Below are 16,808 nucleotides of genomic sequence, written 5' to 3' on the forward strand. Positions count from 1 at the left end.
AGATGCGTGTTGACAAAACAACAACTTGTGACGGGGTCGCGCAACACGTCGGCGCCCGGGCCGCAAGTCGTAGGAGGAAGCTGTGGAGATTCAGCAGAGCAAGGAAGCGGGAAGTCCGCTCGGAATGCTTCCGGGACTGAAAGTCGTGGAGATGGGCCAGAACCTGGCCGCTCCGTACGCTTCGTTGATCCTCGGTGATCTGGGCGCCGACGTCGTCAAGGTCGAGAAGCCCGGCGGCGACGACGCTCGCGGTTGGGGCCCGCCGTTCGTGGGGGACAGCTCCGTGAGCTTCCACATGATGAACCGCAACAAGAAGTCCGTGGTTCTCGCCCTCGACGACGAGAACGACTACAAGGCGTTCCTCGATCTCATCCGCGACGCCGACGTCTTCGTCCACAACCTCCGCCCCGGCGTCGACAAGAAGCTCGAGGCCGACGCCGAGACGCTCATGGCCGTGAACCCGCGGTTGATCTACTGCGCGATGTCGGCCTTCGGTCACACCGGCCCGATGGCGGACCGCCCCGGCTACGAGCCCCTCCTGCAGGCATTTTCGGGCATGGTCGCGATCAACGGTGACCCGAGCGGGCCGCCCTCGCGGGTCGGTCCCTCGGTGGTCGACCTCGGCACCGGCATGTGGTCGGTCATCGGTGTGCTCTCCGCGCTCCTGCAGCGTCAGGTCACCGGACTGGGCAGCGAGGTCAAGACCTCCCTGCTGGAGACCGCCGTCAACTGGGCGGGACGTCACATCGCCGATTACGGTGCCACCGGCAAGATTCCGCCGCGTGTGGGCACCGGCCACAACTCGCTCACGCCCTACGGTGCGTTCGAGGCGTCGGACGGCCCGTTCATCATCGCAGCCGGCAACGACCGCCTGTTCGCCAAACTGGCGGGGGCGCTGGGCCATCCGGAGTGGCCGGCCGATCCTCGCTTCACGACCAACGCGGCCCGTACGGAGAACCGCCCCACGCTCCTGCCGCTGATCTCCGAGATCGTCGCCGGTGCCACCGTCGCGGAGTGGATCGAACGCCTCGAGGCGGCGGGAGTGCCCTGCGCACCGATCAATTCGATCCCGCAGGTCCTCGAGCACCCGCAGACCGCGGCGATGCAGATGATCCTCGACACCGACGACGAGCGGCTCAAGCTCACCGGGCTGCCGCTGAGCATCAACGGCGCCCGGGCGGGTTTCGGCACCAAGGCCCCGGCGCTCGACGCGCACCACGACGAACTGGTCGACGGCGCAGCCGCGACGAACACGGGAGAAGTCAAGTGAGCCAAGTAGTTACGCACATCGCAACCTCCGACGAGAAGTCGGTCACCGTCCGCGGCAAGGACCTGTGCGACGAGATCATCGGTGAGCGCACCTTCACCGAGATGATCTACTTCCTGTCCGTCGGACGGATGCCCTCCACCGCCGAGGCGCGGGTCCTCGACGCCTGCCTGGTCACCCTGATGGAACACGGCTGGGTCCCGACCTCGATCGTCACCCGCCTGGTCGCGGACAGCGTCCCCGACGACGTGCAGGTCGCGATGGCCGCCGGTCTGCTCTCCGTCGGCCCGGTCTTCGCCGGCACCATGGAAGGCTGCGCGGAGATCCTCGCCGAGGGCATCCGCAGCGGTGAGGACCCGGACGTGTACTGCAAACGGGTCGCCGAGGAGTACGTCGGCGCCAAGCGGCCGGTCCCGGGATTCGGGCACCGCCTGCACAAGCCGGACGATCCCCGCTCGATCAAGCTGCTGCGTGTCGCGGAGGAGAACGGGCTCGAGGGCCGTTACGTCGATCTGCTCCTGACGCTGAGCCGCGAGGTCGACGCCGCCCGCGGTGGCCGGCACCTGACCATCAACGCCACCGGCATGATCGCTGCGCTGTTCCTGGAGATCGGGATTCCGCTGAAGGCGGGCCGCGGCATGGCCGTGGTCTCGCGCGCCGGCGGTCTGCTCGGTCACGTGGTCGAGGAGTTCAACGAGCCCTCCGCGCGCAAGATCTGGCAGCTCACCCGGGAAGGCATCCCGTATTCGGCACCCGAGGAGACGCAGGCATGACCGCCGCGTCGACCGATCGGTACTCCTCGGCCGACGTGCTGGCGCTCTACCGCGAGCACGACGGCACCCTGGCCGATCTCGTCCGCAGTCGCGCCGAGACCGATTCCGGGCGCGAGATGCTCGTGTGCGGTGAACGGTCCCTGTCCTGGGCGCGGGCCCTCGACGCGGCCGGCCGCCTGGCTGCCTACCTGCACGGGCGCGGCGTCGTGGCCGGCGACCGGGTGCTGGTGATGGGCCGCAACAGCGACTGGCACGTGCTCGCGTTGCTCGCCGCCGCGGGACTCGGTGCCGTGTTCGTCCCCGTCAACCCGGATTTCAAGGTGGAGGAGGCGGCCTACGTCCTGCGCCAGTCCGGTGCCCGGGCCGTTCTCTGCGACGAGGTCGCCGCGGCGACCGCCGAGGCGGCGCGCGCCGAGGTCGACGAGGACGTCTGGATCGAACTGCTCGGCGAGCACCTGCTCACCGCCGAGCCGATGGCGCTCGGCGGCGACCCGAAGGCACCGTGCGTGATGATCTACACCTCCGGCACCACCGGTTTCCCCAAGGGCGTCCTGCACTCCCAGCAGAGCGTGATCGCCGCGGGGGAGAGCTTCGTGGAGCGGGTGCAGTTGCAGCCGCACGACCGGGTCCTGACGATCCTTCCGCTCTTCCACGTCAACGGACTGCTCTACTCGGTGGCGGGTGCGCTCGCCGCGGGCGCGACGCTGCTGGTGGAGCCGAAGTTCTCGGCGTCGAACTTCTGGACGACGGTGACGCGCCTGCGCGCGACGCAGGTCAACATGATCGAGGCGATCAGCGCGATCCTGCTCAACCGTCCCGAGAGCGAGTATCTGCCCGAGCACGGACTGCGCAAGATCTACGGGATCCGGCAGGCGAGCATGCAGGCCTTCCGTGACCGGTTCGGGGTGCCGCACCTGGTGGGCGGCTACGGCATGACGGAGATCCCCGGCATCCTCAGCACCCCCTACGCCGGCGAGACCCCGAAGGGCAGCATGGGCCGGTTGTGCCGGCATCCCGATCCCGCGCGGCCGTGGGCACAGTGCCGGATCGTCGACGACAGCGGCGCCGACGTCCCCGACGGAACGATCGGCGAACTGTGGGTGAACACGCCCATCGTGATGCTCGGCTACTTCCGCGAACCCGAGCAGACCGCCGATTCCTTCGACGGCGACTGGTTCAAGACCGGCGACCTCGTCCGCCGTGACGAGGACGGATGGTTCTACTTCGTCGCCCGCAAGAAGGACATCATCCGCCGGCGCGGGGAGAACATCTCCGGTGCCGAACTCGACCGGGTCGTTGCCGAGCATCCGGAGATCGTGCTCGCCGCGGCGGTCGGCGTGCCCTCCGAAATGGGCGACGACGACATCCTGCTCGTGGTGACCAGGCGAACGGATTCGCAACTGACAGAACAGGAAGTCGCCGACTTCTGCAGCACACGACTGGCCCGGATCAAGCGACCGCGCTACGTCGTGTTCACCGACGACATGCCTCTCACACCCACCGGAAAGGTCGCGAAACACCGGTTGCGAGCGGACGTCACGCTCCGCGACCGCGCCTGCGAAGTCGACCTCGTAACCGCCGAACAGTAAAGCCCACACCGTCGTCGGTGACGACGCGCAGCCACCCATCGGACCGGTCGGCGTGATCGACGGTGGCCACAGAAAGGACCGAGCTATGACCGAGACCCTCGCACCCCGCACCACATCCTCCGTCTGGGACGACCCGATCGGCCGGATCCACGAATTCCTGGTCGGCGACTTCACGTCCTCGCCGTTGGTGCAACGCGCCCGCGACCTCGTTCCCACGCTGAAGGAGCGCGCGGCACGCCAGGCGCAGCAGGACCGCATCCTGCCCGAGACGATCGAGGACATGCAGCGGGCAGGGTTCTTCCAGATGCTGCAGCCGCGTTCCCACGGCGGATACGAACTGTCACCGATCGAATCGTTCGAGGTGACTTCGATTCTCGCGGAGGGTGATCCGTCCGTCGGCTGGGTCCTGGGCGTGATCGGCATCCACCATTTCCACCTCGGTTTCTTCGACGAGCGTGCCCAGGCGGACGTCTGGTCGACGGACCACACCACGCTGGTCAGTTCGCCGTACGCACCGCAGACCGCGAAGCGAGTGGACGGCGGTTACCTCCTGTCCGGCCGGTGGTCGTTCTCGTCGGGCAGCGACTACTGCGAATGGGCGCTGCTCGGTGCGAACGTCGAAGGTGAGCCGACCCCCGGTCCCGGACCGCTCGGCAGCCACGTGCTGCTGCTCCCGCGCACGGACTACGAGATCGTCCACAACTGGGACGTCTCGGGCCTGCGCGCTACGGGTAGCAACGACATCGTGGTCGAGAACGCCTTCGTCCCCGACCACCGCAGCCTGACCTGGAACGAGGTGCACGACGGAACGGCACCGGGGCTCGCGCTCAACGACGGGCTGCTGTTCAAGCTCCCGTTCTTCCAGGTCTTCTCCCGCGCCACCCAGGCTCCCACCGCGCTCGGCGCACTGAAGGGCATGGCCGACGCCCTGGCCGACTTCATCCGGAGCAAGGGACGCAAGGGTGTCGATCCTGCTGCTGCCCTCGCACTCGCCGAGGCGTACTCGTTCATCTCGGAGGCGAAGGGACGGCTGTACGCGAACTACGGTGCGGTGATCGCCGAAGCGACCGGCGGTGCCGCGGTTTCGCCCGAGCGGCTCGAGGAGTTCCGGTTCCAGTCGGCGTACATCCCCGCGCGCGCCGCCCGGTACGGCACCGAGCTGTACCGCGTCGCGGGTGGCACCGGTATCTACAACACCCGGCCGTTCGGGCGGTACCTCACGGACCTGATGGCCACGCAGACCCACGCCATCAACAACTTCCAGGCCCGGGCGATGGACTGGATGGGTCCGCAGCTCGACATCACGGGTTCGTTCGTCTCGAAGCCGGACGGCGTGGTGCCGAACGCGATTCGGCGCTGAGCCGCCGGCGAACACTGCTCGGCCCGGGTACCGATACGGTGCCCGGGCCGATCTGCTTTTCGGCGGTCCGTCTATTCGCTCAGCCCGTCCAGGTTCTCGCGGAAGCGCCGCAGCATTTCGTTGAACTTCTTGATCTCCCGCGGTGTGAAGCCCGACAGCACCTGCTTCTGGCGAGCGAGCACATCCTCGAGCATGCGGTCGTGGAGCTCGTATCCCTCCGGCGTCAGATGCCACAGGCGGCTCCGCGGATTCGTGCCGTTCGCTATCGCCTCGGCCAGGCCGAGCTTCTCGAGCTTGCTCAACGCGCGGCTCACGGCACCCTTGTCGTAGCCGACCGCGGGGCTGGCCGCGGTCACCGGGACATCCGGTTCCTTGCACAGCATCACCAGCATTCGCCATTCCATCGCGCTGATGCCGAATTTGTTCTGGTAGTGCCGGGAGGCGCTCCGGTTGAAACTGTTGGCGGCCCACACCAGAAGGACCGTCGGATTGTTGTCGAGATTGAGCGACTTCGAGCCGGAGCCGTCGCTGCGCTCGACGTCCTCGACAAAGAATTCATCGAGCGCGTCGGCCATGCGTTGCCCTTTCGGTTTCGGCTCGAACCGACGATCTCGGTGAACCGGACAGGAATCAGTTCTTGTTTCGTCAACAGTTTAAGGGCATTTCGGCGATTGCCAAGAGGCCGCAGCTGTTTGCCCACCCGAAGTGCCGGGTGAGTGAAGTCACGGGGCCGCACCGGTGACCTCGCCTCCGCGCACGGGACAATGGACTCCCGTGACTCTCACCGACATCGCGCACCCACCCACCGGGTCCGGAACCGTCCGCAGCCGCGCCCTCGCGGTGTTCGCGCTGGCGCTGGGTGGCTTCGGAATCGGCACCACCGAATACGTCGCGATGGGACTGCTCCCCGAAATCGCCGCCGACCTCGGTATCACCGAGCCCACCGCCGGCCACACCATCTCCGCGTATGCGCTCGGCGTCGTCGTCGGCGCACCGCTGTTCGCGGTGCTCGCCGCCCGAATGCCCCGTAAGACGCTGCTCGCCGCCCTGATGGCGGTCTTCACGCTCGGCAACGCCGCCTCGGTCGTGGCCTCGGGCTACGGGCTCCTCGTCGCGGCCCGTTTCCTCGCCGGCCTGCCGCACGGGGCCTACTTCGGGGTGGCCGCGCTGGTCGCCGCGCATCTCGCCGGTCCCCGGCGCCGCGCCCGGGCCGTCGCCCGGGTGATGCTGGGCCTGTCCGTCGCCAACGTCGTCGGTGTGCCCGCTGCGTCGTGGCTCGGGCAGGCCTTCGGCTGGCGGACGGCGTTCGGCCTCGTGGTCGTCATCGGTGCCGCGACCGTCGCGGCCATCACCGCCTGGGTGCCGAAGGTCTCGATGCCCGTCACCAACCCGATCACCGAACTCGGTGCGCTGCGGCGACGGCAGGTGTGGCTGACGTTGATCGTCGCGACCGTCGGTTTCGCCGGGTGCTTCGCCGTCTACACCTACCTGGCGACCACCCTCACCGACGTCACCGGCGTCGCCCGCTCGACGGTCCCGATCGGGCTGGCCGTGTACGGCGCGGGCATGGTTGCGGGCAGTCTCGCCGGCGGTCGCATCGCCGACCGTGCGCTGATTCCCGGCCTGATCGGCGGCATGCTCGTCTACGCCGCGCTGCTCGGCCTGTTCGTCGCCGGCGCTCACCATCCGGTCGCGGCGTTCGTGCTGCTGTTCCTCATCGGCGCGACCAACGCCTCACTGATCCCGGGGCTGCAGACCCGCCTCATGGACGTCGCCGCCGACGCCCAATCCCTCGCCGCGTCCCTGAACCACGCCGCGCTCAATGCCGCGAATGCGCTGGGCGCGTGGCTGGGTGGCCTCGTCATCGCCGCCGGGTTCGGCTATACGGCGCCCGCCGCGGTCGGAGCCGTACTCGCGCTCGCAGGGGTCGCGGTCCTCACATTCTCCGTCCGCCTCGACACCCTCCCACCGGACCGGATCCGTCGACTGCGTCGGATACGGTGACCGGCGTGCCTCGCATCATCACCACCGTCAACGTCAACGGCGTGCGCGCCGCGGCCACCAAGGGCCTGCTCGAATGGCTCGAGGGGTCGGCCGCGGACATCGTGTGCCTGCAGGAGGTCCGCGCGACCGAGAAGCAGTTCCACGCGGCGATCGCGCCCGCCCTCGCCGCCGGATGGCAGGTCGTCGGCGCCGAATCCTCCGCGAAGGGCCGGGCCGGTGTCGCGATCATGTCCCGGGTTCCCGCGGACGCCGTCCGCGTCGGCTTCGGCGACGAGAGCTTCGCCGACACCGGCCGCTACCTCGAGGCCGACTTCGGCGACCTGACGGTCGGGAGCCTCTACCTGCCGACCGGCGAAGCGGAAACCCCGAAGCAGGACGAGAAGGAGCGCTTCATGAAGTCGCTCGCCGCCTACCTGGGGGACCGCGCCGCCGAGGTCGTCGAGGCGGACCGGCACATGCTCGTGTGCGGCGACTGGAACATCGCGCACACGGAACGGGACATCAAGAACTGGAAGGGCAACATCCGCAAGTCCGGGTTCCTGCCGCACGAACGCGAATGGGTCGGCGATCTCCTCGCGACCGGTCAGTGGCGCGATGTCGTGCGCGAGCACCACGGCGATGTCCCCGGCCCGTACTCGTGGTGGTCGTACCGGGGCAAGGCCTTCGACACCGACGCGGGCTGGCGGATCGACTACCACCTGGTGACCCCGGCACTCGCCGACCGGGTGACCGCGGCCCGCGTCGAACGGGCCGCGACATATGCCGAACGCTGGTCGGACCACGCGCCGGTGACGGTCGAATTCCGATGATCCGGCACCGGGTGAACCGGCACTGCAAGGCGGCCCTGCTCGCGCTGCTGTCCGCGATCGTCGCCCTGTTCGTCACGGCCTGCGGATCCGCGGGCACCGACACCGGCACGACCGTCGCGCCGCTGCTGTCCGTTCCCTCCTCGACAGCACAGCCGTCCGGGACGGCACAGCCGAACGGCGACACCGTCACCTGCGAGCCGGAAGGTCCGATCCCCGACTACGTCTGGGACACCCTCGAGCTCATCGACGCGGGGGACTGGCCACCGGACGACGCCCCGGGCACCCAGGGCGGTCGCCGGTTCGGCAACTACGAGGGCGAGCTGCCCACCGTCGGCGACGACGGGCGACCGGCGGCCTACCAGGAATGGGACGTCAACCGGAAGAAGCCCGGGCGCAGCCGCGACGCCGAACGCATCGTCACCGGTGCGGACGGATCGGCGTGGTACACCGCCGACCACTACGAGTCGTTCACGAGGATGTGCTGATGCGAGCCGACCTGACCCTGCTCGAGACCACCCGATCCGGGGCAGCGGACCTCGAGGAACAACTGCGGCAGGACGGGCGCGTCGTGCACCTGCGCGGCCGGAAGATGACGACCCTCCGGCAGCTGTTCGACGAGTTCGCCGCGGCGCTGCAGTTCCCGTACTACTTCGGTGCGAACAAGGACGCGTTCGACGAGTGCCTGTCCGAGGTCTGCGAGGCCGCCGCGCCGTCGGTACTGGTATTCGACGCACACGAACTGCTCACAGGAGAACCGGACCAGCTGGCGTGGTTCGTCGCGGTGCTCGGGCAGATCCCGCTGCGGGTGATCCTGCAGGTTCCGCCGCAGCACGCCGACGCCGTGGCCGAGCGATTCGCCGCGGCCGGACAGGGCGACCTCGGTCGCAGCGCCGAACCCGGTGCGTGACAGTATCGAGAGCATGTCGAGCACTGCAGATCAGAACGCCACCGCGCCGACCGCCCGGCCTCGGGTGCTGTCCGGCATTCAGCCCACCTCGGATTCCTTCCATCTCGGGAACTTCCTCGGTGCGCTGCAGCAGTGGGTTCCGATGCAGGACGAGTTCGACGCCTACTACTTCATTCCCGACCTGCACGCGATCACCGTGCCGCAGAACCCGAAGGAGCTGCGCAAGCGGGTGCTGGTTTCGGCGGCGCAGCTCCTGGCCGTGGGCATCGACCCCGAGAAGTCGGTGCTGTTCGTGCAGAGCCACGTGCCCGAGCACGTCGAACTGTCCTGGGTGCTGACCTGCATGACCGGCTTCGGTGAGGCCAGCCGGATGACGCAGTTCAAGGACAAGTCCGCGAAGCATGGCACCGAGCACGCCGGGGTCGGCCTGTTCACCTACCCGATGCTCATGGCCGCGGACATCCTGCTCTACCGCGCGCAGAAGGTCCCGGTTGGCGAGGATCAGCGCCAGCACCTCGAATTGACCCGCGACCTCGCGCAGCGTTTCAACAAGCGCTACGGCAAGACCTTCGTCGTCCCCGAGCCGCACATCGTCAAGGGCACCGCGAAGATCTACGACCTGCAGGACCCGACGTCGAAGATGAGCAAGTCGGCCGAGACCGCGGCCGGCCTGATCAACCTGCTCGACGACCCGAAGGTGTCCGCGAAGAAGATCAAGTCGGCCGTCACCGACAACGAACGGGAGATCCGCTTCGACCGCGAGGCCAAGCCCGGCGTGAGCAACCTGCTCACCATCCAGTCGGCACTCTCCGGCCGCGACATCGACGATCTCGTCGCCGGATACGAGGGCAAGGGCTACGGCGATCTGAAGAACGACACCGCCGCGGTGCTCACCGAGTTCGTGACGCCGCTGCGGGCGAAGGTCGACGAGTACCTGTCCGACGAAACCGAGCTGCTCAAGATCCTGTCGAACGGCGCGGACCGTGCGCGCGACGTCGCTTCCCGGACACTTGCCCAGGTCTATGACAAGGTGGGATTCCTGCCCCGCAAGTAGAAGGAGCGTCACGGATGGCCGGCGCGAGCGACGAGAAGAAACCCGGTTTCCTCGATCGGCAGCGTGCCGCCCATCCCTGGCTCGACCACACGATCCGGACCGGGCTGCGCTACCAGGAGCACAAAGGCGACTACTACGCCGCCGGTATCACGTACTTCACGGTGCTGGCTCTCGTGCCGATCCTCATGGTGGCGTTCTCGATCGCCGGTTTCGTGCTCGCCGGCCGCCCCGAGACGATCGAGCAGATCCAGGACGCGATCGCCGAGAACATCCCCGGGCAACTCGGTGACACCGTGCAGAGTCTGATCGCGTCGGCGATCAACTCGCGCGGCGCCGTCGGCGTGATCGGGCTGCTCACCGCGTCGTACGCGGGACTCGGCTGGATGGCGAACGTGCGTGACGGCCTCACCGCGATGTGGGACCACCCGCGCGACAAGGGCAACTTCGTGGTCTCCAAACTGCGGGACGGGGCGTCGCTGCTGGGTCTCGGTCTCGCCATGCTCGTCTCGCTCGGGTTGTCGGCGCTGAGCAGCGGCCCGATCATGTCCAGGCTCGTCACGCTGCTGAACATGGAGAACCTCCTCGGGATCGGCGTCGCGTTGCGGATCGCCGCGCTGGTCTTCGCGCTGGGCGCGACCTGGGCGGTGTTCACGTGGGTGATCGCGCGGCTGCCCCGCGAACCGGTCACCTTTCGTAGCGCCGCGCAGGCCGGTCTGATCGCCGCGATCGGATTCGAAGTGCTCAAGCAGGCCGGGTCGATCTATCTCGAGATCGTGCTGAACGGGCCCGCCGGCGTCGCCTTCGGCCCGATCCTCGGTCTGCTCATCTTCTCCAACCTGACGGCGAAGCTGCTGCTGTTGTGTACGGCGTGGGCGGCGTCGAAGAAGGAGAATCTGGCCTTGGCGCACGTGCCCGCGCCGGAATCGGCGACGATCACTCCGCGGCTCGAGGTGCACCAGGGTCCCGGGGTGCGGGGGAGCATCGCGCTCCTCGGCGCGGGCATTCTGGGTGGCGCGCTGCTCGGGTCGCGCCGACGCGCCCGGAGATGACCGGCGAAGTCGAGGGGCCGGCGGATCAGCCCGCCGCCTCGTCCTGGCACGCCTCGTAGCCTCCCGCGACGAAGGTCGTCGCGGAGCAGTACACGGCGGTCGGATAGTACGGTCCCATCACCGTCGCGGGGTCGGCTCCGGTCGCCTGGGACGCCTGGATGGACTGCGGGTAGAACGCCGGCGTCGGCAGCATGTAGCGCAGGAACAGCACCTTCTTCGGTACCGTCGTATCGCCCCACGGCAGCACCGTCACGGTCGGATCGGCGACCGAGGTGAGATCGGCGGGCGCGGCGACCGCGTAGGTGTAGTAGCCCGATTCGTCGAGCGCGGTCTCGAAGTCGGCCGCGCACGCCACCACCGGATAGGGCGAGACCCGATCGTTCTGGCACAGCGACCAATACCGCACCTGCTGATCCGGGTCGGTCGCCGGGACACCCGCGCGGGTGTCCGGGAACAGCGGCGCCTTCCCGCGGACGACCACGATCCTGCCCGGCTGGTAGGTCAGTGCCGTTCCGAGATACTTGTTGTCCCCGTTGGGAAACAGACCGGACGAGCTGGCCGGGTTCACGAACACCGTCTCCGGTGTGTCGCCGGGGAACGCGCCGCTCGCGGCACCGGCGATGACCTGATCGAAACCTGCCTGCGCGAGCTGCGAGACGGGTCCCGTGTAGGAGTTCGGGTCGAACGGCTGCTCGCACGGCTGCCGCGGAACGGTCGCCCCACCGACCCGCATCGTCGCCTCGGGCAGGGGCACACCGCCGCTGGGGGAGGCGGCGTCGTCGGGCACGTAGACGCGGATGATCAGGAAACCCACCGGGGTGCTCTGACCGGCCGACAGAGCCTGAATCTCGTTGCGCGCGTGGTCGGCCGGGCCGGTGACGATGGTGGCGTGCCATTGGCGTTGCGCAGGGGGGAGGGTCCGTGCCGACGCGTCCGTGAACGGATTGCTGCTGCCAGGGTCGGGGTCGATCTGGTTGTCGCGCAACGTATCCACGGTGTCGAAGTTCGTGCCGTAGGTGTTGAGCGAGAAGTACCGGGCGTACGGGTAGGTGCCGGACAGTTCGATCGAGTCGCCCGGCCCCAGCGCATAGGGCAGGACCCAGTAGGTGGCGTTCACGTCCGGAAACGCGACGTTCAGCACCGTCTCGTTCGACATGAACCGCCACGCGCACAGGGGAGTATCGGCGGTCGCGGCCGGAGGCAGGGCGACCGTGACGGCGGCGCACAGGAACGCGACGAGGGCAACGATCCGGGCGCAGGCAGATCGAGAGCGATTGTCGGACACGGGACTCCGTTCGTCGCGTCCACGATAGCCGCGGTTCGCCCAGAACGGACCGGGTTTCGGTGAACAAGATCATTCGATTCGGTTACATCGGCTGACGCGGTGGTGGATCGGCCGTACTGTCGGGTCCATGAAAGCCGTCCAGTACACCGAGATCGGTGCGGAACCGGTCGTCGTCGAGATCCCCACACCGTCCCCCGGCCCGGGGGAGGTGCTGCTGAAGGTCACCGCCGCGGGTCTGTGCCACTCCGACATCTTCGTGATGGACCTGCCCGCCGACGGATACGTCTACGGGCTTCCGCTGACGCTGGGCCACGAGGGGGTCGGCACGGTCGCCGAACTCGGCGCGGGCGTCGACGGCGTCGCGGTCGGGGACGCGGTCGCCGTGTACGGGCCGTGGGGCTGCGGTTCCTGTCACGCCTGCGCCCGTGGCCACGAGAACTACTGCACGCGCGCCGCCGACCTCGGGATCACCCCGCCGGGGCTCGGTTCTCCCGGTTCCATGGCCGAATACATGATCGTCGATTCGGCCCGGCACCTCGTGCCCATCGGTGATCTCGACCCGGTCGCGGCGGCTCCGCTGACCGACGCCGGTCTGACCCCGTACCACGCGATCAACCGGGTGCTGCCGCTGCTGGGCCCCGGATCCACCGCGGTGGTGGTCGGTGTGGGCGGGCTCGGTCACGTCGGGATCCAGATCCTGCGGGCGATCGGCGCGGCCCGGGTCGTTGCACTGGACGTCGACGACGACCGTCTCGAACTGGCCCGCACGGTGGGCGCCGACGTGGCGATCCGGTCCGATGCGAGTGCGGCCGCCGCGATCCGCGAACTGACCGGCGGGCAGGGCGCCACCGCGGTGTTCGACTTCGTCGGCGCGCAGTCGACGATCGACATGGCGCAGCAGGTCGTCGCGATCGACGGGCACATCTCGATCGTCGGAATCCACGCCGGCGCGCATGCGAAGGTCGGGTTCTTCCTCGTACCGTTCGGTGCCTCCGTCGTGACGCCGTACTGGGGGTCCCGCACCGAGCTGATGGAGGTGATCGCCCTCGCCCGCGCCGGCAGACTCGAGATCCACACCGAGACGTTCACTCTCGACGAGGGGCCCGAGGCGTACCGGCGGCTGCGGGAAGGCACCATCCTCGGCCGCGGTGTGGTCGTACCCGGCTGAGTCCGCCCGGCGGAACAGCGTCGCGGAAACGCAGAACGCGGGCCCGGCCCCCGAAGGGCCGGACCCGCGTTCCGTGTTGCAGTTCCCTGTGACAGGGAGGGTCAGCGAGCGAACAGCAGCGCGCGCTTGACCTCCTGGATCGCCTTCGTCACCTGGATGCCACGGGGGCACGCGTCGGTGCAGTTGAAGGTGGTGCGGCAGCGCCACACGCCGTCCTTGTCGTTGAGGATGTCGAGACGCTCGGCGGCACCCTCGTCACGCGAGTCGAAGATGAACCGATGCGCGTTGACGATCGCGGCGGGGCCGAAGTACGACCCGTCGCTCCAGTACACCGGGCACGACGTGGTGCAGCACGCGCACAGGATGCACTTGGTGGTGTCGTCGAAGCGGGCGCGGTCGGCCTGCGACTGGATCCGCTCGCGGGTCGGCTCGTTGCCCGTCGTGATGAGGAACGGCTTGACGGCACGGAACGCGTCGAAGAACGGCTCCATGTCGACGACCAGGTCCTTCTCGACCGGCAGGCCGCGGATCGGCTCGACGGTGATGGTCACCGGCTTGCCGTCCTTGGGCAGCATGTCCTTCATGAGGATCTTGCAGGCCAGGCGGTTGACACCGTTGATCCGCATCGCGTCGGAGCCACACACGCCGTGCGCGCAGCTGCGGCGGAAGGTGAGGGTTCCGTCGAGGTAGCCCTTCACGTACAGCAGCAGGTTGAGCATGCGGTCGCTGGGCAGCGCCGGCACCTGGAACGAATCCCAGTGCTGACCCTTGCCGTCCTCGGGGTTGAACCGGGCGATCTTGAGGGTGACCATGACGGCGCCCTCGGGAACCGGAGGCAGTTCCGCGGCGACGGCGTCGTTCTTCTCGAGAGTAGTCATCAGTACTTCCGCTCCATCGGCTCGTACCGGGTCTGGACCACCGGCTTGTAATCCAGGCGGATTTCGGAGATCAGATCCTGGCCCACCTTGTACGCCATGGTGTGCTTCATGTAGTTCGCGTCGTCACGATTCGGGTAGTCCTCGCGAGCGTGGCCGCCGCGCGATTCCTTCCGGTTGAGGGCGCCGACCACGGTGACCTCGGCCATCTCGAGCAGGAAGCCGAGCTCGACGGCCTCGAGCAGGTCGCTGTTGTAGCGCTTGCCCTTGTCGTGAACCGTGATGTTCTTGTAGCGCTTCTTCAGATCGTGGATGTCCTCGAGGGCCTTGGTGAGGGTCTCCTCGGTGCGGAACACCGACGCGTTGTTGTCCATCGACTGCTGCAGGTCGCGACGGATGTCGGCGACGCGCTCCTTGCCGCCCGCGTGGAGGATGCGGTCGAGCCACTCCTCGACGTAGGTCGCGGGGTTCTCGGGCAGCTCGACGAACTCGGTGCTGTTCGCGTACTCGGCGGCAGCGATGCCGGCGCGACGGCCGAACACGTTGATGTCGAGCAGCGAGTTGGTGCCGAGGCGGTTGGCGCCGTGCACGGACACGCAGGCGCACTCGCCGGCGGCGTACAGGCCCTTGACGATCTCGTCGTTGTTGCGCAGGACCTCGCCCTGGACGTTGGTGGGGATACCACCCATCACGTAGTGGCAGGTCGGGTACACCGGGACGAGCTCGGTGACCGGGTCGACGCCGAGGTAGGTGCGCGCGAACTCGGTGATGTCCGGGAGCTTCTCCTCGAGGACGTCCTCACCGAGGTGCGTGACGTCGATGTAGACGTAGTCTTTGTTCGGACCGGCACCGCGGCCTTCGAGCACCTCGAGCACCATCGACCGGGCGACGATGTCGCGAGGCGCGAGGTCCTTGATGGTGGGGGCGTAGCGCTCCATGAACCGCTCGCCGTCGGCGTTGCGGAGGATGCCGCCCTCACCGCGGACGGCCTCGGAGATGAGGATGCCGAGGCCCGCGAGTCCCGTCGGATGGAACTGGTGGAACTCCATGTCCTCGAGCGGCAGGCCCTTGCGGAAGATGATGCCCAGCCCGTCACCGGTGAGGGTGTGCGCGTTGGACGTCGTCTTGTACATGCGGCCCGAACCGCCGGTGGCGAACACGATCGACTTCGCGTGGAAGACGTGGATCTCGCCGGTGGCGAGCTCGTACGCGATGACACCGGTGGCGACGGGACCGTCCTCGGTCTCGGTCAGCGCGATGTCCAGGGCGTAGAACTCGTTGAAGAACTCGACGTCGTGCTTGACGCAGTTCTGGTACAGCGTCTGCAGGATCATGTGGCCGGTGCGGTCGGCGGCGTAGCACGCGCGACGGACCGGGGCCTTGCCGTGGTCACGGGTGTGACCACCGAAGCGGCGCTGGTCGATCTTGCCTTCGGGGGTGCGGTTGAAGGGGAGACCCATCTTCTCCAGGTCCAGCACCGCGTCGATGGCTTCCTTGGCCATGATCTCGACGGCGTCCTGGTCGGCGAGGTAGTCGCCGCCCTTGACGGTGTCGAAGGTGTGCCATTCCCAGTTGTCTTCTTCGACGTTGGCCAGCGCGGCACACATGCCGCCCTGCGCGGCACCGGTGTGGCTGCGGGTCGGGTAGAGCTTGGTCAGAACCGCGGTGCGGGCGCGGGGGCCGGCCTCGATGGCCGCGCGCATACCGGCGCCGCCGGCACCGACGATGACCACGTCATAACGATGTTCCTGCATGAAGTCTTGGCTCCCCTAGCTCGCAACGATGTTGGGGTCGAATGTGAAGATCACGTAGGTGCCCAGGCCCATGATCAGGATCATCGACACTGCGAGGATCGTGTTGAGCCAGAAACGGGTCGAGTCCTTGCGCGAGTAGTCGGCGATGACGGTGCGCAGACCGTTGCCGCCGTGCAGCTGCGCGAGCCACAGCATCGACAGGTCCCAGAACTGCCAGAACGGGCTGGACCAGCGACCGGCGACGAACGCGAAGTTGATGCGGTGCACGCCCTCGTCGAGCATCAGCATGATGAACAGGTGGCCGAGCACGAGGATGATCAGTGCGAGGCCGGACAGGCGCATGAACAGCCAGGCGTAGAGCTCGAAGTTGTTCTTGGCCTGACGACGCGGCGAGCGCGGGTTGTCGAGGCCGGCCGGACGGTCGTAGGCCGTTCCGAGAGTCTTCGCTTCACTCATGTCAGTGCCCCGCAAACATGTTGTAGAAGATGCGTCCGGCCGCGGGGATCATCACCACGAACCAGATCGCCAGGATCGTCCAGAGCATCACGCGCTGGTACTGCGGTCCCTTCGACCAGAAGTCGACGAGCATGACACGCAGGCCGTTGAGCGCGTGGTAGAGAACCATCGCCACGAGCGCCAGCTCCATCAGGCCGACGATCGGGTTCTTGTAGGTTTCGATGACACTGTCGTAGGTCTCGGGGTTGACCCGGACGAGTGCCGTGTCCAGAACGTGGACGAAAAGGAAGAAGAACGTGGCCACGCCTGTGATCCGGTGCAGAACCCAGGACCACATTCCGGGATCTCCCCGGTAAAGCGACCGTGTGCGCCCCGCCGGTGCGGGGGCGGCTTCAGTCGTGCTGCTCATCGAGTGCTGTGCCTCCAACGTCAATGGTGGACGCGTCGAGCCGCTGTAG

Annotated in this window: 17 protein-coding genes; 11 read left to right on the plus strand and 6 right to left on the minus strand. The window is 67.9% G+C overall.

Going from position 1 to position 16,808, the window contains the following annotated elements; genetic code table 11:
* Positions 1-82 precede the first annotated feature (82 nt).
* From M1M07_RS02340 to M1M07_RS02355, 4 genes are all read left to right on the plus strand, one after another.
* Positions 83-1,270: a CoA transferase gene (locus M1M07_RS02340; protein WP_248673195.1), complete on the plus strand. Its 1,188-nt coding sequence runs from the start codon at positions 83-85 to the stop codon at positions 1,268-1,270.
* Positions 1,267-2,040 (plus strand): citryl-CoA lyase, encoded by a 774-nt coding sequence (locus M1M07_RS02345; RefSeq protein WP_197255007.1) that lies wholly within the window; start codon positions 1,267-1,269, stop codon positions 2,038-2,040. Before M1M07_RS02340 ends, M1M07_RS02345 begins: the two co-directional genes overlap by 4 nt.
* Entirely contained in the window at positions 2,037-3,629 is a 1,593-nt protein-coding gene (locus M1M07_RS02350) for a class I adenylate-forming enzyme family protein (protein WP_248673196.1), read from the plus strand. Before M1M07_RS02345 ends, M1M07_RS02350 begins: the two co-directional genes overlap by 4 nt.
* 85 nt (positions 3,630-3,714) lie before the next feature.
* Positions 3,715-4,989 carry an acyl-CoA dehydrogenase family protein gene (locus M1M07_RS02355; protein WP_248673197.1) on the plus strand — a complete coding sequence of 425 codons (1,275 nt, stop codon included), beginning with the start codon at positions 3,715-3,717 and terminating at the stop codon, positions 4,987-4,989.
* 71 nt (positions 4,990-5,060) lie between these two features.
* On the opposite strand, the gene M1M07_RS02360 is transcribed toward M1M07_RS02355, so the two are convergent.
* Positions 5,061-5,564 carry a MarR family winged helix-turn-helix transcriptional regulator gene (locus tag M1M07_RS02360; protein WP_248673198.1) on the minus strand — a complete coding sequence of 168 codons (504 nt, stop codon included), beginning with the start codon at positions 5,562-5,564 and terminating at the stop codon, positions 5,061-5,063.
* Positions 5,565-5,763: 199 nt separating this feature from the next.
* Here M1M07_RS02360 and M1M07_RS02365 point away from each other — a divergent pair, with 199 nt between their 5' ends.
* Genes M1M07_RS02365 through yhjD form a run of 6 tightly spaced genes read left to right on the plus strand, consistent with a single transcriptional unit; the run spans position 5,764 to position 10,812 of the window.
* Complete coding sequence (locus tag M1M07_RS02365) at positions 5,764-6,993, plus strand: MFS transporter (protein WP_248673199.1); 1,230 nt, start codon at positions 5,764-5,766, stop codon at positions 6,991-6,993.
* A 5-nt stretch (positions 6,994-6,998) separates the two neighbouring features.
* Positions 6,999-7,802: an exodeoxyribonuclease III gene (locus M1M07_RS02370; protein ID WP_248673200.1), complete on the plus strand. Its 804-nt coding sequence runs from the start codon at positions 6,999-7,001 to the stop codon at positions 7,800-7,802.
* Complete coding sequence (locus M1M07_RS02375) at positions 7,799-8,287, plus strand: ribonuclease domain-containing protein (protein WP_197255000.1); 489 nt, start codon at positions 7,799-7,801, stop codon at positions 8,285-8,287. The genes M1M07_RS02370 and M1M07_RS02375 overlap by 4 nt, the downstream gene beginning before the upstream one ends.
* Positions 8,287-8,709: a barstar family protein gene (locus tag M1M07_RS02380; protein ID WP_248673201.1), complete on the plus strand. Its 423-nt coding sequence runs from the start codon at positions 8,287-8,289 to the stop codon at positions 8,707-8,709. The genes M1M07_RS02375 and M1M07_RS02380 overlap by 1 nt, the downstream gene beginning before the upstream one ends.
* Positions 8,710-8,722: 13 nt before the next feature.
* Positions 8,723-9,763 carry a tryptophan--tRNA ligase gene (trpS, locus tag M1M07_RS02385; protein WP_248673202.1) on the plus strand — a complete coding sequence of 347 codons (1,041 nt, stop codon included), beginning with the start codon at positions 8,723-8,725 and terminating at the stop codon, positions 9,761-9,763.
* 14 nt (positions 9,764-9,777) lie between these two features.
* Positions 9,778-10,812, plus strand: a complete 1,035-nt coding sequence (gene yhjD, locus M1M07_RS02390; RefSeq protein WP_248673203.1) for an inner membrane protein YhjD — start codon at positions 9,778-9,780, stop codon at positions 10,810-10,812.
* 25 nt (positions 10,813-10,837) lie between these two features.
* On the opposite strand, the gene M1M07_RS02395 is transcribed toward yhjD, so the two are convergent.
* Complete coding sequence (locus M1M07_RS02395) at positions 10,838-12,040, minus strand: hypothetical protein (protein ID WP_248673291.1); 1,203 nt, start codon at positions 12,038-12,040, stop codon at positions 10,838-10,840.
* Positions 12,041-12,224: 184 nt separating this feature from the next.
* Between M1M07_RS02395 and M1M07_RS02400 the strand changes: the two genes are divergently transcribed.
* Positions 12,225-13,265, plus strand: a complete 1,041-nt coding sequence (locus tag M1M07_RS02400; protein WP_248673204.1) for an NAD(P)-dependent alcohol dehydrogenase — start codon at positions 12,225-12,227, stop codon at positions 13,263-13,265.
* A gap of 101 nt (positions 13,266-13,366) precedes the next feature.
* Here the strand turns inward: M1M07_RS02400 and M1M07_RS02405 are convergent, their stop codons facing one another.
* Genes M1M07_RS02405 through sdhC form a run of 4 tightly spaced genes read right to left on the minus strand, consistent with a single transcriptional unit; the run spans position 13,367 to position 16,759 of the window.
* On the minus strand, positions 13,367-14,143 hold the full coding sequence (locus tag M1M07_RS02405; RefSeq protein ID WP_197254990.1) for a succinate dehydrogenase iron-sulfur subunit: 777 nt from the start codon (positions 14,141-14,143) through the stop codon (positions 13,367-13,369).
* A complete protein-coding gene (gene sdhA, locus M1M07_RS02410; protein WP_197254988.1) occupies positions 14,143-15,894 on the minus strand; it encodes a succinate dehydrogenase flavoprotein subunit in 1,752 nt (583 codons plus the stop codon). Before sdhA ends, M1M07_RS02405 begins: the two co-directional genes overlap by 1 nt.
* A 15-nt stretch (positions 15,895-15,909) precedes the next feature.
* Positions 15,910-16,350, minus strand: coding sequence for a succinate dehydrogenase hydrophobic membrane anchor subunit (locus M1M07_RS02415; protein WP_248673205.1), 441 nt, complete (start codon positions 16,348-16,350; stop codon positions 15,910-15,912).
* A 1-nt stretch (position 16,351) separates the two neighbouring features.
* Positions 16,352-16,759 carry a succinate dehydrogenase, cytochrome b556 subunit gene (sdhC, locus tag M1M07_RS02420; RefSeq protein ID WP_282581764.1) on the minus strand — a complete coding sequence of 136 codons (408 nt, stop codon included), beginning with the start codon at positions 16,757-16,759 and terminating at the stop codon, positions 16,352-16,354.
* Between the last annotated feature and the right edge of the window lie 49 nt (positions 16,760-16,808).

It is taken from the genome of Rhodococcus sp. HM1, from assembly GCF_023218075.1.
Taxonomy (GTDB): Bacteria; Actinomycetota; Actinomycetes; order Mycobacteriales; family Mycobacteriaceae; genus Rhodococcus.

Bases quoted from the DNA above. Each gene is read 5' to 3' on its own strand.
- M1M07_RS02350 (WP_248673196.1), top strand. From the start codon at position 2,037: ATGACCGCCGCGTCGACCGATCGGTACTCCTCGGCCGACGTGCTGGCG.
- M1M07_RS02355 (WP_248673197.1), top strand. From the start codon at position 3,715: ATGACCGAGACCCTCGCACCCCGCACCACATCCTCCGTCTGGGACGAC.
- M1M07_RS02360 (WP_248673198.1), bottom strand. From the start codon at position 5,564: ATGGCCGACGCGCTCGATGAATTCTTTGTCGAGGACGTCGAGCGCAGC.
- M1M07_RS02375 (WP_197255000.1), top strand. From the start codon at position 7,799: ATGATCCGGCACCGGGTGAACCGGCACTGCAAGGCGGCCCTGCTCGCG.
- M1M07_RS02380 (WP_248673201.1), top strand. From the start codon at position 8,287: ATGCGAGCCGACCTGACCCTGCTCGAGACCACCCGATCCGGGGCAGCG.
- trpS (WP_248673202.1), top strand. From the start codon at position 8,723: ATGTCGAGCACTGCAGATCAGAACGCCACCGCGCCGACCGCCCGGCCT.
- yhjD (WP_248673203.1), top strand. From the start codon at position 9,778: ATGGCCGGCGCGAGCGACGAGAAGAAACCCGGTTTCCTCGATCGGCAG.
- M1M07_RS02400 (WP_248673204.1), top strand. From the start codon at position 12,225: ATGAAAGCCGTCCAGTACACCGAGATCGGTGCGGAACCGGTCGTCGTC.
- M1M07_RS02405 (WP_197254990.1), bottom strand. From the start codon at position 14,143: ATGACTACTCTCGAGAAGAACGACGCCGTCGCCGCGGAACTGCCTCCG.
- sdhA (WP_197254988.1), bottom strand. From the start codon at position 15,894: ATGCAGGAACATCGTTATGACGTGGTCATCGTCGGTGCCGGCGGCGCC.
- M1M07_RS02415 (WP_248673205.1), bottom strand. From the start codon at position 16,350: ATGAGTGAAGCGAAGACTCTCGGAACGGCCTACGACCGTCCGGCCGGC.
- sdhC (WP_282581764.1), bottom strand. From the start codon at position 16,759: ATGAGCAGCACGACTGAAGCCGCCCCCGCACCGGCGGGGCGCACACGG.